General features: G+C 63.1%; 18 protein-coding genes and 1 rRNA gene. 11 read left to right on the top strand and 8 right to left on the bottom strand.

What is annotated here, in order from left to right:
* Positions 1-20: 20 nt before the first annotated feature.
* Entirely contained in the window at positions 21-689 is a 669-nt protein-coding gene (locus DU505_RS11035) for a vWA domain-containing protein (RefSeq protein ID WP_114479046.1), read from the bottom strand.
* Positions 690-888: 199 nt separating this feature from the next.
* Between DU505_RS11035 and DU505_RS11030 the strand changes: the two genes are divergently transcribed.
* Positions 889-1,815, top strand: coding sequence for a tetratricopeptide repeat protein (locus DU505_RS11030; RefSeq protein ID WP_114479045.1), 927 nt, complete (start codon positions 889-891; stop codon positions 1,813-1,815).
* 79 nt (positions 1,816-1,894) lie between these two features.
* Here the strand turns inward: DU505_RS11030 and DU505_RS11025 are convergent, their stop codons facing one another.
* Positions 1,895-3,088 carry a MalY/PatB family protein gene (locus tag DU505_RS11025; protein WP_114479044.1) on the bottom strand — a complete coding sequence of 398 codons (1,194 nt, stop codon included), beginning with the start codon at positions 3,086-3,088 and terminating at the stop codon, positions 1,895-1,897.
* Between the two features lie 37 nt (positions 3,089-3,125).
* Here DU505_RS11025 and DU505_RS11020 point away from each other — a divergent pair, with 37 nt between their 5' ends.
* The 7 genes from DU505_RS11020 to DU505_RS10990 all read left to right on the top strand — a co-directional run bounded on the left by DU505_RS11020 (position 3,126) and on the right by DU505_RS10990 (position 6,922).
* Entirely contained in the window at positions 3,126-3,560 is a 435-nt protein-coding gene (locus tag DU505_RS11020) for a hypothetical protein (RefSeq protein WP_114479199.1), read from the top strand.
* 18 nt (positions 3,561-3,578) lie between these two features.
* Positions 3,579-4,394: a hypothetical protein gene (locus DU505_RS11015; protein WP_114479043.1), complete on the top strand. Its 816-nt coding sequence runs from the start codon at positions 3,579-3,581 to the stop codon at positions 4,392-4,394.
* Positions 4,395-4,486: 92 nt separating this feature from the next.
* Complete coding sequence (locus DU505_RS11010; RefSeq protein WP_114479042.1) at positions 4,487-4,900, top strand: acyl-CoA thioesterase; 414 nt, start codon at positions 4,487-4,489, stop codon at positions 4,898-4,900.
* Positions 4,897-5,367 (top strand): Cys-tRNA(Pro) deacylase, encoded by a 471-nt coding sequence (gene ybaK, locus DU505_RS11005; protein ID WP_114479041.1) that lies wholly within the window; start codon positions 4,897-4,899, stop codon positions 5,365-5,367. Before DU505_RS11010 ends, ybaK begins: the two co-directional genes overlap by 4 nt.
* A gap of 124 nt (positions 5,368-5,491) precedes the next feature.
* On the top strand, positions 5,492-5,821 hold the full coding sequence (locus DU505_RS11000) for a hypothetical protein (RefSeq protein WP_114479040.1): 330 nt from the start codon (positions 5,492-5,494) through the stop codon (positions 5,819-5,821).
* On the top strand, positions 5,793-6,314 hold the full coding sequence (locus DU505_RS10995; RefSeq protein WP_114479039.1) for a DUF501 domain-containing protein: 522 nt from the start codon (positions 5,793-5,795) through the stop codon (positions 6,312-6,314). Before DU505_RS11000 ends, DU505_RS10995 begins: the two co-directional genes overlap by 29 nt.
* Positions 6,315-6,370: 56 nt before the next feature.
* Positions 6,371-6,922: an LOG family protein gene (locus tag DU505_RS10990; RefSeq protein ID WP_114479038.1), complete on the top strand. Its 552-nt coding sequence runs from the start codon at positions 6,371-6,373 to the stop codon at positions 6,920-6,922.
* A gap of 58 nt (positions 6,923-6,980) precedes the next feature.
* Here the strand turns inward: DU505_RS10990 and DU505_RS10985 are convergent, their stop codons facing one another.
* Together DU505_RS10985 and DU505_RS10980 are read right to left on the bottom strand one after the other, a co-directional pair.
* Positions 6,981-7,481, bottom strand: a complete 501-nt coding sequence (locus tag DU505_RS10985) for a 3'-5' exonuclease (RefSeq protein WP_114479037.1) — start codon at positions 7,479-7,481, stop codon at positions 6,981-6,983.
* 60 nt (positions 7,482-7,541) lie between these two features.
* On the bottom strand, positions 7,542-8,060 hold the full coding sequence (locus DU505_RS10980; RefSeq protein WP_114479036.1) for a tetratricopeptide repeat protein: 519 nt from the start codon (positions 8,058-8,060) through the stop codon (positions 7,542-7,544).
* 225 nt (positions 8,061-8,285) lie between these two features.
* Between DU505_RS10980 and DU505_RS10975 the strand changes: the two genes are divergently transcribed.
* Together DU505_RS10975 and yaaA are read left to right on the top strand one after the other, a co-directional pair.
* Positions 8,286-9,317 carry an NADP(H)-dependent aldo-keto reductase gene (locus tag DU505_RS10975; protein WP_114479035.1) on the top strand — a complete coding sequence of 344 codons (1,032 nt, stop codon included), beginning with the start codon at positions 8,286-8,288 and terminating at the stop codon, positions 9,315-9,317.
* A gap of 149 nt (positions 9,318-9,466) precedes the next feature.
* Positions 9,467-10,258, top strand: coding sequence for a peroxide stress protein YaaA (yaaA, locus tag DU505_RS10970; RefSeq protein WP_114479034.1), 792 nt, complete (start codon positions 9,467-9,469; stop codon positions 10,256-10,258).
* Positions 10,259-10,273: 15 nt separating this feature from the next.
* On the opposite strand, the gene DU505_RS10965 is transcribed toward yaaA, so the two are convergent.
* A complete protein-coding gene (locus DU505_RS10965; RefSeq protein WP_114479033.1) occupies positions 10,274-10,849 on the bottom strand; it encodes an isochorismatase family protein in 576 nt (191 codons plus the stop codon).
* A gap of 108 nt (positions 10,850-10,957) precedes the next feature.
* Between DU505_RS10965 and DU505_RS10960 the strand changes: the two genes are divergently transcribed.
* Positions 10,958-11,779 carry a Tim44 domain-containing protein gene (locus tag DU505_RS10960; RefSeq protein WP_114479032.1) on the top strand — a complete coding sequence of 274 codons (822 nt, stop codon included), beginning with the start codon at positions 10,958-10,960 and terminating at the stop codon, positions 11,777-11,779.
* A gap of 51 nt (positions 11,780-11,830) precedes the next feature.
* Here the strand turns inward: DU505_RS10960 and DU505_RS22720 are convergent, their stop codons facing one another.
* The 3 genes from DU505_RS22720 to rrf all read right to left on the bottom strand — a co-directional run.
* Positions 11,831-13,747 carry a methyl-accepting chemotaxis protein gene (locus tag DU505_RS22720; RefSeq protein ID WP_245947901.1) on the bottom strand — a complete coding sequence of 639 codons (1,917 nt, stop codon included), beginning with the start codon at positions 13,745-13,747 and terminating at the stop codon, positions 11,831-11,833.
* A 131-nt stretch (positions 13,748-13,878) separates the two neighbouring features.
* Positions 13,879-14,073, bottom strand: coding sequence for a hypothetical protein (locus tag DU505_RS10950; RefSeq protein ID WP_220250638.1), 195 nt, complete (start codon positions 14,071-14,073; stop codon positions 13,879-13,881).
* Between the two features lie 91 nt (positions 14,074-14,164).
* Positions 14,165-14,241, bottom strand: a 5S ribosomal RNA gene (gene rrf / locus DU505_RS23105); the annotation flags it as partial.

Raw genomic sequence — 14,241 nt, 5'->3', positions numbered from 1 at the left:
ATCGACGCCGGGGGACATGCTCAGATACTGTCCCAGCTGTCGGTCGGCGGTAGCCGGACCTGTTCGGTGGTAGAGGCCGAGGCGGAGACGCGACTCATGCTGGCCGAAAGCCAGAGGAAGAACTCGCGAAACTTCAGGCCGTCGAGCCGCTTGGCCGGGCGCGTGGAAAATGCGCTGAGTGCCTCGAGGTCGGCTTCCTCGACCCCCACTGGCATCACCACCATCTTGCGCTGCTGTGCCAGGGAGCGAGCCCTGGCCGATACCGCCTGCCACTGGTCGGTGGGCACACCGTCGCTGATGACTACCAGCCATGGCTGGTAGTAGGCAACACCGGCCTTGCGGTAGGCGGCCGTGCGCTCTTCCAGCCGATCCAGCGCCAGCTCCATGGCCTCCCCCAGCGGAGTAAGGCCGGAGGCAGCGAAGTGACGACACTGGGAGATATTCATGGCGGTGGTGAACGGCAGCTGTTCGGTGACCTTGCCTCCCGCCGTGATAACGCCAAGCTCGACCGAGCAGGCTGCCATGTCATCTTCCTTGATCGCAGAGATGAAGGCTTGAACACCCGAGTTCAGCTCACGGATCGGCTGGCCGAACATCGAAGCGGATGTGTCAAGCACCAGCATGCAGGCGCAGCGAGGAGAGGGGTTCTCGATCAGGTCGCTACTGCTGTTGAGTTGGTATGTCGCCATCGACGGCTCCTCGTATCGTGACGCCTGGCACCGTTCCGGCCAGACGAATCCGAGACTACCACAGCGCATGCCAGGATGCCCCGCCGGCTTGGCCAGATCGCCAACGCCAGGCTGAAACGATTCGCACCCCTGCCCTTGAATCATGGGCCCGTCACCCGCATCTATCGAACAAATTCACCTTTATAAAAGGTCTGTGCTCATGTCCATCGTCGATCCCCGCAGCGGCGCCCCCCTGACACCCCCGGAGCCCGCCCCATCGCCTGCAGCGGCCCCGAGCGATGAGCAGTTGATCATCGATGTCGATCGCAACAACATCCAGCAAGTGCTGGAGTTCTCCACCCAGGTGCCGGTACTGCTCGACTGCTGGGCCCCCTGGTGTGAGCCCTGCAAGGCCCTGATGCCCATCCTGGAAAAGCTCACCCGGGAGTACAACGGTGCCTTTATCCTGGCCAAGCTCAATATCGAAGACAACCAGGACATCGCTGCCCAGCTGGGCGTACGCTCGGTCCCTGACGTCAAGCTGATCAGCCAGGGCGGCCTGGTCGACCACTTTCAGGGTGCGCTGCCCGAAAAGGAGATCCGCGAGTGGCTCGGACGCTATTTCCCCGCCCCGGAAGACGCCCCAGCCAGCCCCGAGGAACAGGCCGCCGAGGCCCTGGCCCAGGGCGACGCCGAGACGGCCCGCTCCCTCTACGAGGAACTGGTCCAGCAGCATCCCGAGCATTACGCCTACCAGGTGGAGTTGGCGCGGGCACTGGTGGCTCAGGAGCGTAGCGGGGAGGCCCTGGCACTGCTCGACAACCTGCCTCCCGAAGAGCGAGACGCGGCACCGGCCAGGGGAGTCCGTGCCAGCGTCGAATTCAGGGAGGAGGCGCCCAGCGGTGAGGAGCTGGAAGCCCTGGCCGGGCGCGACGACAGCGAAGCGCAGTTCAAGCGCGCGCTGCGCCAGGTGGCCGATGGCCAGTACGAGGCGGGGTTGGAAGCGCTGCTGAAGCTGATGCAGGCGGACCGCGCCTATGGCGACGACGCCGCCCGCAAGACGCTGCTGAGGGTCTTCGATGCCCTGGGGGCCGATCACCCCTTGACCGTGACCTACCGTCGCCGGCTCTTCACCCTGCTCTACTGAGCGCGACGTTGTTGAGCACCATTTCGCAGGATTGATCGTTTCAGGAGGCGGCCCCACCAGGGACCGCCTCTTTTTCGGTTCACCGCTTCAACACACCATCAAGCCGTGTCAGGGCCTCATCGAGCTGAGCGGCGGTGGTGCCGAAGTTGAGGCGCACAAACCCCGGCCAGCCGAAATCGCTGCCTTCGGAGAGGGCCACCCCGGCATCCTCCAACAGCACCTGCTGGGGTGAACCCGTTCTTCCGGCCAGCCCTTCGGCGCCACGCAGGTCCAGCCATGCCAGGTAGGTGGACTGGGGCACACTCAGGGCAGCACCGGGCCAGGCGGCCACCCGATCGACCAGAGTATGGCGATGACCGCGCAGCACCTCGATCAACGCCCGGCGCCACGGATCGCCATGGACATAGGCCGCCTCGGCGGCCACCAGGCCAAGCACGTTGCTGTCAGGCATCAGGCCGCGAAGGGCGGCGGCAAAACGATGGCGCAGCGCCTCGTTCTCGATCACGGCACAGGCAGTGGTCAAACCTGCGAGGTTGAAGGTCTTGGAGGGCGCCCAGAGGGTGATCGTGCGGGCAGCCAACTCGGGGAAGGCCGCCGCAAGCGGGCGATGCGCAGCACCCTCGTCCAGCAGCAGGTCGCAGTGCAGCTCATCGGAGACCAGCAGCAGGTCGTGGCGTTCCACCAGCTCCGCCAGGGCGGCCAGCTCCTCATGCCGCCAGACCCGTCCGGTGGGGTTATGAGGATGGCACCAAAGCAGCAGACGAGTCCGCGGGGTGATCGCCGCTTCCAGCGCCTCGATGTCGAGGCGCCACTGCTCGCCCGATGCCTGGGGCGGAGCCATCGCGGCCCGCTGGGGCAGCCGACCCGTACGCTCGGCCACCTTGAGGAAGGGCGGATAGATCGGCGTGATGGTCAATACGCCGTCACCCGGCTCGGTCAGTGCCATGCTGGCCAGGTGCAGCGCCGGCACCACGCCGGGAAGCCACAGTTGCCACTCGGGCTCGATCGCCCAGCCGTACTCCCTGGCGCTCCACTCGCATAGAGTCCGGCGTAACGAGTCGGGTACCATGCCATAACCGTAGACGCCATGATCGACGCGGGCCCGCAGCGCCTCGATGACCGCTGGCGGTGATCGAAAGTCCATATCGGCAACCCACAGTGGCAGCACCCTGTCGTCATAGCGGTGCCATTTCTGCGAAGGCCACGTTTGTGACGGGTTCTTTCCCTGTTCGGGGTGGCGACGCTCGACGAGCGTGGCAAAATCGAACTCCATGTTCTTTCCTCGGGAAGCAACGACGATGAACGAAACCATGCCGCAAAGCGGCTTCTATGCCAAGGTACGTCGAGGCATGCCCGCCCTGATCGAACAGTGGCGCAAGCTGGGTAGCGGCGACCCGGACAGGCTCGCGCTGATACTGGCCGAGACCGCCCGAGTCGCCAAGCTGGGCCAACCCGACGAAACGCCCAACGGTGACACACTCGTGGCCTGGAGTCGTCCCGCAGCCAGCGACGTCATCCCGCTCTGGGCGGCACGTACCGCCGCGTTCCTGCTGATGCAGATGCCAGCACGCCCCGTACCTCACAGTGACGACGAGGCCTGCGCCTGGGCCTACTGCTGGCTGCTCAACCGAAGCTTCGATGACGTGGAGGCCGCCAGGGCCGCCCTCCCGGCGCACCTTCATGACAAACTCACCCATGCAGTCGGCGCCGCCTGGGCCGACCGCCAGGGTCTTCGACTCGTCTAGACCACAAGGACCCTCTCAATGGATGTTCCTCTCAGCTGGCAGCTGGCCAAGCTGGCGGTGTCGATCGGCATCGTACTGGGCCTGGCGATGGTCGCCGAGCGCGTCAGCACCCGCATGGCCGGCTTGCTCGCAGGCTACCCACTGGGTACAGCCATTGCCCTGTTCTTCATCGGGCTTGAGATATCGCCAGGCTTTGCCGCCGAAAGTGCGGTATACAGCCTGGCCGGCTTTACCGCCACCATGGCGCTGGGCGGCGGCTATCTGATCTGCGGCCGGCGCGACGGCATCAGGGGAGTGCTTGCGGGTACGGCCGGCGGCCTGACGGCTTGGTTCCTGGTCAGCCTGCTGCTGACCCGGTTCGATTTCACCCGCCTGACCGGCACCCTTACCACCTTGCTGGCCATCCTTGTCTTTACCTGGCTCTATCGGCACGTTGCGGAGACACAGACCACTAGCAGGCCCGGCGGCTTCCGTTGGCCGGCACTGGGTATGCGGGCGACACTGGCTACCGCCATCGTGTTCCTGGTGACCGGTCTCGCTCATGTGCTGCCCGCCTCCTGGGCGGGTATGCTGGCGGCCTTCCCGATTTCCATGTTCCCGCTGCTCGTGATCCTGCATCTCACCCACGGCGCGGCGCCGGCCGCCACGGTCATAAAACACTATCCGGCCGGCCTCGGCGCCCTGCTCTGCTACGCCCTGTGCGTCTCCCTCACCTACGCCACCCTGGGTCTCTTCCTGGGCACCCTGGCCGGGTTCGGGGTGGCCACGCTCTGGCTGCTGGCATGGACTCGGCTACACGCCTGGCGGGCGGCTCGGACGGCGACAGGCACTTGACCTAGCGCTTGCTCGGGGCAATGCTGGCCTCGGGGGCCTTTACCGCCTCGCCTAGACAGGACAACATTGTCTGACCAACAAGGATCACTGCCATGTTCGTGCGCACCATCGAGCCCGCCTTCTACGACACCGACGCCCTCGGCCATGTCAACAACACCCGGCTTCCGGCCTGGTTCGAGATGGCTCGTAACGACCTCTTTCGCCTGTTCACGCCGGACCTGGATCCGCGCAAGTGGCGGCTGATAATGGCCCGCATGGAAATCGACTATCGCGCCGAGCTCCACTACGGCAGCGACATCGAGCTGCGCACCTATCTCTCGCGGCTTGGCAACAGCTCCTTCACCGTCACCCAGGAGGCGTGGCAGAAGGGCGTTCTCACCAACCTGGGGAATACCGTGCTGGTACACTTCGACCATGGCGAGAAGCGGTCCGTGCCTATCGAAGGCGAGTTACGCGCTGCGCTGGAGGAGCACCTGCGCCCCGTCGAGGAGCCGACGAAGGCATGACACCCGCGATCAAGCTGCTGGAGCGGGATGGCGCCTCCTTCGAGCTGCTCAGCTACGACCACGACCCCCACGCTGCAGCCTATGGTGAAGAGGCCGCCCGTGCGCTGTCACTGGATCCCCGGAGCGTGTTCAAGACCCTGGTCGCGCGGCTGGATGATGGCCGCCTGGTCGTGGGCATTGTGCCGGTCACGACCCAGCTCGACGTCAAGGCGCTGGCCAAGGCAGCCGGGGCCCGGCGAGCGGGCATGGCAGAGGCCACCGAGGCGGAACGGGTCACCGGCTATGTACTGGGTGGTATCAGCCCCCTGGGGCAGAAGAAACACCTGCCCACCTTTCTGGACGAGAGCGTCGAGGATTTCACTGTGATACATGTCAGTGGTGGCCGTCGCGGCCTGGAGATCCGCCTGGCGCCCGACGATCTGGTACGCCTGAGTGGCGCAAGGCTGGCACCACTCGCACGGCGCTGACATCGCCCTGAGCCAAAACTGCTCCCTTGTAGTCACAGAATAGTGGTCACCGCATTGTGGTTACTGCTTTGCGGTCACAAAACCATGCCCCACCTGGGCCCATACATTTCGCCAGGAGCTGATCATGGCCATCCGCTACAACCTCTGGCTCGATCCCGACAACGTCGATCAGCACCGTGCGGTGGAAGAGGATCTGGAGCGCTACTTCATGGAGCGTTTCGCGGACTACCCCCACATCCGCTTGTTCGGAGCAGACCCCTACGATTATGATGCGCCGTTCAATCGCCTCTACGACGTCTTGATGGCAAGGGCCAACGAGTACTGCGAACGACGCTGGGTGGGCTATGTGCCCTCTCCCGAGCAGCTCAATCGGACCTTCTTCCGCGCCGTGGGCCGCTCCAACAAGTTCGTACGGGACCCAAGCGATGGTAATCCAGACCGATCAGACGCCTGATGAACATCAGCTGGCGATCATTACCCGCCAGCTGGGGCGGGCCCCCCGGGGTATCGAGGCCGTGGCGGCCACCGATGGTAAAGGCACGCCGCTGGTGCTGCGCATGTCCCCTATCGTCGAAGGCAAGCCCTTCCCGACCCTCTACTGGCTCTGCTCCGAGCGCCTGAAGATCGAAATATCGCGCATCGAAGCCCGGGGCGTGATCAAGGCACTGGAAACCCGGCTCCATGAGGACGCCGACTTCCTCGCCGCCTACCATGCCAGCCACCGGGACTATGTCGAGGCACGCTGGCGTTACATGGCCCCGGCCCAGCGCGAACAGGTGGCCCGGCTGGGCTATGAAACGGTGCTGCGCGAGCGCGGCATCGGCGGCATCGCCAACTGGGACCAGGTTCGCTGCCTGCATACGCAGTATGCGCACCACCTGTGCGGCGACAACGTCGTCGGCCAGTGGATGGACCGGGAATACGCCGTTGCCGACTGTCTACCCTGACACTCCTTTTCGCATGCCTCGACTGCTAGGATACCTCCCTTGCCAAGGAGAAAAGCATGTCGAAATTTTGCGTCTACCTGGGCTCCCGCGACGGACGGGACCCTGCCTTTGTGGAAGCTACCCGATCGCTGGGGCGCGAGCTGGTCTCACGCGGCCATGGGCTGGTCTATGGCGGTGCGCGCATCGGCCTGATGGGCGAACTGGCCAACACCGTGCTGGCCGAAGGTGGTGAGGTGATCGGGGTGATGCCCGACCATCTGGTGGAACGCGAACAGGCCCACGAGGGGCTGACCCAGCTGATACGCGTCCACAACATGCATGAGCGCAAGGCCAGCATGGCCGCCCATGCCGACGCCTTCATTGCGCTTCCGGGCGGTATCGGTACCCTCGAGGAGCTGTTCGAGGCCTGGACTTGGCAGTACCTGGGGCTGCACGACAAGCCCATCGGTGTCCTGGACACGGCGGACTTCTATTCGCCGCTGCTGGCCTTCCTGGACAGCACCGTGGAACACGGCTTTCTCAACTCTCGAACCCGAACCTGTCTCATTGATGCCGAGGAGCCGGCCGCACTGCTCGATGCCCTGGAAGCTCGCCTGGCCAGCGGCTGACGTATCCACAGAGGAGATCGCAAATGAATGCCACGGCAGTCGAGCAGGAAAGCCTGGCTCAGGTTTCGCTCGACAGCTCTCTCGTCCGCAGATAGGTGAGCTGCAGCAGGCGGGCGTCCTCACCCGCACGGTGGCGGTGGATGTCCAGTTCCTCGATCAGCGCTTCCCGTGTGGCATGCCACAGAGCCAGCTGGCGCTCTTCGAGCAGGATGCGTAGCGCCTCGAGGCGGAAGGCCGGCAGCATACCGGCGTGATGGAAGAGCAGCGAGAGCCAGGTATTGTCATATCCCCAGCTGTCGCTATAGGCGATCCCGATGCTGCCCAGTTCGTCGTTGAGCCAGCGCGCTACCTGCTGGACAGGTAATCCTTCGCGCTGCAGCCGCGCCCTCGAAATGCCATGCAACAGCTCGGCCTTGGGATCCCAGTGGGTCCATTCGTCCAGCGGCTGGACGAGAAAGGCGCAGCTGCTGCCGTCGGCCCTGGCCAGGCCGATTTCGATGGGGTAACTACCGCGCCCGAATCCGGACGCCTCGATATCCAACAGTGTGGGCAGCGTCACGGATGGGCGCTTCCTCGTGATGGGGCCGGGCGATGTCAGCGTCGCCAGGTGGCCGGCAGTCTAGTGTCGTGTCTGAGCACCGTGGATGTCCAGCTCGGCGCCTTCCAGCCTGGCGTGTCGGTCGGCCAGCGCCTGCCAGTGAGCAGCGTGAGCCGCATCCACCGTCAACCCGAGTTCGCCATGGCGATAGGCCTTGGCCAACCGCGCCGCTGCCAGGGGGTGTCCCGCCTCGCCTGCGCGCGCATACCAGGTCACGGCTCTGTCCTCACGCCTCGGGTACTGCAGGCAGCCATGCTCATGGATCCGAGCTGCCTGGTACTGTGCCTTGAGATTTCCCGCCTGGGCAGCTTCCAATACATAGCTAGCTCCCTTGGCCTTGTCCTGGGGGCTGGCGCCACGATGGAACAGCACATGTCCATAGAGCGAGAGCGCCCCAGGATGGCCGGCATCGGCGCAACGCTTGAAGAGGCGCATGGTCAGGCGCTGGGTACGCGGGGATCGCGGCAACCAGCTAGTATGAAACAGCTGCTCTGCTAGACGGTACTCGAGCCGAGTGAACAGTGACGATGCCTGCGTCATGGGCAAACAACCTTGCGTGCGTGTGTCAGTAGCATGACGAGATGCACCATCCCCTGGTCATCGTCATGGCCTGTCGTAAGCTCGCCGTCCGGACTCCGCCGGGGCCGTTGAGGGTGGCCAGCATACGCCCGCCCTGCCGGCGACTCAACCCCTGCCATTTGCTGCCTTGAGAGGCCTCGGCTAGCATGGCATTCGATACCGGACGAAACCGCGACAGGAGCAGTGATGCAGACGCGACAGCTAGGCAACACGGGCATCGAGGTCAGCCGCCTGTGCCTGGGCACCATGACCTTTGGCGAACAGAACAGTGAAAGTGAGGCCCATGAGCAGCTCGACCGCGCCGTCGCCTTCGGCATCAACTTCATCGATACCGCCGAGATGTATCCGGTACCGCCCAAGGCCGAGACCCAGGGGCGCACCGAAGCCTATATCGGCAGCTGGCTCAAACGACGCGAGAGCCGTGACGATGTCATCGTTGCCACCAAGGTTACCGGCCCGGGAATGGACCACCTTCGGGGCGGCTCACGACTAACCCGCCAACAGATCCTCCAGGCCATCGATACCAGCCTGTCGCGACTCCAGACCGACTACGTCGACCTCTACCAGCTGCACTGGCCCGACAGGCGTACCAACTTCTTCGGCAAACTAGGCTATGAGCATGACGACGAAGAGGATGCCATTGCCTTGGAGGAGACCCTCGGTACCCTTAAGGAACTGGTGGATGCGGGCAAGGTGCGCGCCATCGGCCTCTCCAACGAAACGCCCTGGGGCGTCATGCATGCACTGAACCTGGCCGAGAGACTCGACCTCCCACGTGTCGCTTCGGTCCAGAATCCCTATAACCTGCTCAATCGCACCTTCGAGGTCGGCCTCGCCGAAATCGCCCATCGCGAGAACGTCGGCCTGCTGGCCTACTCGCCGCTAGGCTTCGGCGTGCTCTCCGGCAAGTACCTTGATGGGGCGCGCCCGGCGAGGGCACGGCTAACTCTCTACGAGCGCTTCCAGCGCTACACCTCTCCCCAGGCAGAGGACGCCACCCGGGCCTATGTCGACATCGCTCACGAGCATGGCCTGAACCCCGCACAGATGGCGCTGGCCTTCGTCAATTCGCGCAGCTTCCTGACCAGCAACATCATCGGCGCCACGACCATGGACCAGCTCGAGGACAATCTGGCGAGCGAGTCCATGAAGCTCGAGCAGGATGTTCTGGATGACATCGAAGAGGTACATCGGCGCCTGCCCAACCCCTGCCCCTGAGAACCTGCTCCTGAACCAGTGCGCCACCCCTGCACGAACGCGACGTCGTGCGGGGGTGGCGGGCTATCGGCTCGATAGCCCCGCCCTCTCTTCGCCCTTGATATACTCGGCACATCTCGAGACCTACCTTACCGGTACAGGAGTGCCATATGCTGAGCGTGATATCACCCGCCAAGACGCTGGACTTCGAGTCCCCGGCCACGACGTCCAGCTTTTCGCAGCCGGATTTCCTCGACCGCAGCCGTGAACTGATCGACATTCTGCACGACTATTCACCTCGGCGGCTCAGCGAACTGATGGGTATCAGCGACAAGCTGGCAGGGCTCAATGCGGCACGCTTTGCCGAGTGGCAGACGCCGTTCACGCCGAGTAACGCCAAGCCTGCCGCCCAGGCCTTCCAGGGCGATGTCTACGTCGGCCTCGAGGCCAACACCTTCACCGATGACGACAACGCCTTCGCCCAGGAGCACCTGCGCATCCTCTCCGGGCTTTATGGCCTGCTGCGCCCCCTGGACCTGATCCAGCCCTACCGGCTGGAAATGGGCACCCGCCTGCCCAATTCCGCCGGCAAGGACCTCTATGCCTTCTGGAGGGAAACCCTGACCCCGGCACTGGATCGGGCGGTGGCAGAAAGCGGCTCGCCGGTGCTGGTCAACCTGGCATCCAACGAATACTTCAAGGCGATCGATACCAAACGGCTTGATGCCCGGGTCATCACCCCGGTATTCAAGGACGAGAAGAACGGCTCCTACAAGATCATCAGCTTTTATGCCAAGAAGGCACGCGGCCTCATGGCGGCATGGATGATCCGCCAGCGGCTGGACGACCCTGATGGTCTCAAGGATTTCGATGTGGCGGGATATGGCTTCAATGCGGCCATGTCGGAAGGCGATACATGGGTCTTCACGCGCCGTGAGGACCAGAGCCAGGCAGCTCGCTGACTTTTCAGATAGCGCCTAGAAAAAACGCAGCGGCCGTGCAGAGCGGGGCTTGAGAAAGCGACGATGGACGTCCTTGAAGCGTTCACCGTCGCAGCGGTGCAGCCATTCATAGGCCACCATGTCAGCACTGACCGGCACCGCCCCACAGCGCACCATTCGCTCCCGTGCCAGCTGCGCCTCCGCCGCACGCCGACTCACCGAGGCTTCGCTCAGCCAATACACCTCGTAGCCCGCTTCCAGCAAGCCAAGCCCCGTTTGCATGACGCAGATGTGCGCCTCGGAGCCACAGAGCACGACTTGCCGCCTGCCGCTCTCGGCCAGGGCGGCGGCAAAGTCCGGCTCGGCGTGGGCATTGAAGTGCACCTTCTTCCACAGCCGATGACCACGCAGCGCCTCAACCAGGCTGGGCTCGCTACCTCCCAGCCCTTCCGGATACTGCTCGGTGATCCAAACAGGAACCGCCAACGCCTCGGCGATGCCGCCCAACCAGGTCGCTTCGGCGACGGCCTGCTCGCCACCATCGACCACCGGCAGCAACCCCGCCTGAAGGTCGACGATCAACAGCAGGCTCTCTTCACGTTTCAGGCGCATGAGCGCTCCTCTTGCCTCGTCATTTCTCGATTACGTCCATCAGCATAGCCGTTAGAATGGCATCTCTTGAACCCATTCTTTCAGTCCCCGTTCAGCGAGGCCCCTTCCATGCGTCACCTTCTTGTCATGCTTGTAGTCGGCATTCTCGGTTTCACCCTGGCTGCGGACTACGCCGAAGCTCGCCGCATGGGCGGCGGAGGCAATGTCGGCAGCTTCTCCCGTTCGGCGGATCGACCGGCAACCGCCCCTAACCAGGCGGCACCCACACGACAGGCTCAACCGAATCAGGCCGGCTCTCGCATGCCAGGCATGTTGGGGGGCATGCTGGCAGGCGGGCTGCTCGCGGCCCTGTTCTTCGGTGGCGCCTTCGATGAGCTGCGTCTGATGGATATCCTGCTGATCGCCGGACTCGGCTTCCTGCTGTTCCGCCTGCTGGCTCGGCAACGCACCGCAGGCGCAAGCGGATCACCGGCACCCTATCAGGCGTCGGAAGCACCGACCCAGGCTTTTCAGCCGGCTTCCAATGCGACCCTGGGAGGTGACTTCGGAAGCGTGCCGGCCTGGTTCGACAGGGAGCAGTTCCTGAACGGGGCGAAGGAGCACTTCATGACGCTCCAGCGCGCCTGGGACAACAACGACTTCGCCGGCATTCAGGAGTACGTCACCCCCGAGCTCTACAACCTGCTACGCGAGGAGCGGAGCAAACATCCGGCCAACAATCGGACGGAAATCGCGCGCCTCTTCGTTGAGCTCGGTGACGTCCGCGAGCTTGGCCCGCAGGCCGAAGCCACCGTGCTCTTCCATGGCGTGCTCGAAGAGAACGGCGAGCCGGTCGAATTCAACGAGACCTGGCATCTGACCCGAGCGTTGCGTGAGGGCGAGCCCTGGTACCTCCAGGGCATCGAACAGAACGGTGCCAATCAGGCGTGAACCCAATCAGCGTACAGGGCCGCCCGTCACTTGGTTGACGGGCGGCGGGCTTCACGTCTCCTCGTTCGTGGCCTCGACTCGATTGTGCTGCTGCAGGTAGCCGGCATGGCTTATCGCCTCATTGCGCAACTTGAAGCTTGCCACCACTTCTGCAAGCCGATCTGCCTGCCCCCTCAACTGGTCGGCTGCTGACGTCGACTCTTCCGCCAGGGCCGCATTCTGCTGTGTCATGCGGTCAAGCTCGGACACAGCCACATTGATCTGGCCAATACCATCGCTCTGCTCGCTCGCCGCATGGCTGATCTCACCCAGCATTGTCGCCACACGATTCACCCCATCGACCAGCTGCTGCATGGCATCGCCGGCTTCACGCACTAGCCTGGTACCGCCCTCCACCTTCTTACCAGAGGCCTCGATCAGCTGACGAATGTCCCGCGAGGCCTCCGCGCTGCGCGTCGCCAGCTGTCTAACCTCACCTGCAACCACGGCAAATCCGCGCCCATTCTCGCCGGCTCGTGCCGCTTCGACAGAGGCATTCAATGCCAGCAGATTGGTCTGGAAAGCAATGCTGTCGATGACCTTGACGATATCGGCAATCTGCTGAGAAGAACTCTGGATCTCACCCATGGTGGTCACCACCTGGCCCACGGTGTCTCCGGTACGCTGAGCAAGCTGTGCGGCAGTCTGCGACAAGCTGCTGGCTTCCCGCGAGGAAGCCGTGGTGTTTTCTACCGTACTGGTGATCTCCTCCATGGAGGCCGAGGTCTGCTGCAAGCTGGAAGCGGCATTATCGGTGCGCTGTGACATGTCGCGCCCTCCGCTTGCGATCTCCATGGCCGCAACGCGAACCGCTTCACTACTGACTCGTACGTGAAAGAGCACATCATGAACCTTGTCCGCGAAGGCGTTGAACTGAGTTGCCAGCTCGGTGCTTTCGTCCCTGCCCCGAACGCGTAGCCTCTGCGTCAGGTCCCCATCCCCCTCGGCAATTTCTCGCATGGCATCCGCGGTTCGCCGGAAGGGGCGAAATAGGGTGCGCAGCAATACGCCTATCACCACGAGGCTGGCGAGCAGGATTGCAGCGACGGCCAGTATCACCACCCCCACAGCCCTGTTGAGATCCGCAAAGAGTTCATTTTCAGGAATCTGGGCAAAAGCGATCCAATCGGTGCCCGGCACATCAATGGCGGCTACCAGTTGATCCGAACCATTGGCGTCCTGTGCCATACCCGAACGATAGCCCGTATCGGCAAGCAACTCAGCGGCCACGCCTTCCCAGCCGGGAAGCGACAGGACGGACTCCCCGACCATCGATGCGCCATCGGGATGAAGGTTGATAATACCCTCGCTGCTAGTCAGGAATACCAGGCCACTCTCGCCGAGCCGATAGCTGCGGATCGCCTCGGCCATTCCCGCCAGGGTATAGCCGACCCCAGCGATGCCGACTCGCTCACCCTCCCGCTCAATGACGTAATTGATGAATACTTGAAGCTCTTCGCCTTCGAAATCGATATTCAGTCCGTAGGCGTCGCCCTCGGCATCATCGACCAGCCTATAGAACCAGGTGTCCTGCTCTCGGCTAAGCGTACGCTCGAGGCCCTCTGCCGTGTAATAGTTTCCACTGAGCGCCGATACATAGAAGACGATGCTGGCGCCGGTGCGGTGCTGAATATCCTGAAAATAGTCTACGGCTCGCTCAGTTCCCTGGTCGGGCTCACCCTCATCGAGCCAGGCATGCAAGTATGGGTTGGTCGCCATGCTACGCGACAGGGTGATCGGCTCCGTCAGAGTTGCATTGATATCATTGCGAATGCTTTCCAAGGTGGCCGGGAGCTCTGCCGTTGTGACACGCTCCGTCACCAGCCCACTGAACAGGCGATACTGTACGGCAGTCGCCCCGCCGACGATCACTATCATCGTGAGGCTGATACAGAACATCAGCTTCTGGGAAATCGTCAGGTTTTTCATTCTATTTTCTCCCGAGCCCATTCGGGATGGACCTGCCCACTATTGACCACATGGTCAATATAAGTACATCGGCAGCACGGGAGAAAAATGTAGCCCTTGCAGCGGTGCTTTCGCTCGGTCACAACGAGACTTCAGTCCCTTTCGGCCTCTTCCTGGATACTGTCGCCCACCTCCTTGATGCTTTCCCCGGCCTCCTCCATGGCATCGTCAATGTTCTTGCCCGTTTCTTCGGCAGGGCCCGCATCATTCTCGCAACCCAACAGGCCTCCAGCCGTCATTCCGACAAGCAACAGCATCGCAAGCTTACGCATCATCATTTTGCTCATGGTGTCTCCGTTCCATAAACATTACTGCGCCTTTTTCCAGGGCGCATGAAAAAACCCCAGCCTCTTTGGAAGCTGGGGTTTTGGGATAAATGCCTGACGATGACCTACTCTCGCATGGGGAGACCCCACACTACCATCGGCGCTGAGCGGTTTCACTGCTGAGTTCGG

It is taken from the genome of Billgrantia montanilacus (assembly GCF_003336675.1).
Taxonomy (GTDB): domain Bacteria; phylum Pseudomonadota; class Gammaproteobacteria; order Pseudomonadales; family Halomonadaceae; genus Halomonas; species Halomonas montanilacus.
The sequence above is the reverse complement of the archived record's forward strand: the minus strand, read 5'-3'. Positions and strand labels throughout refer to the sequence as shown.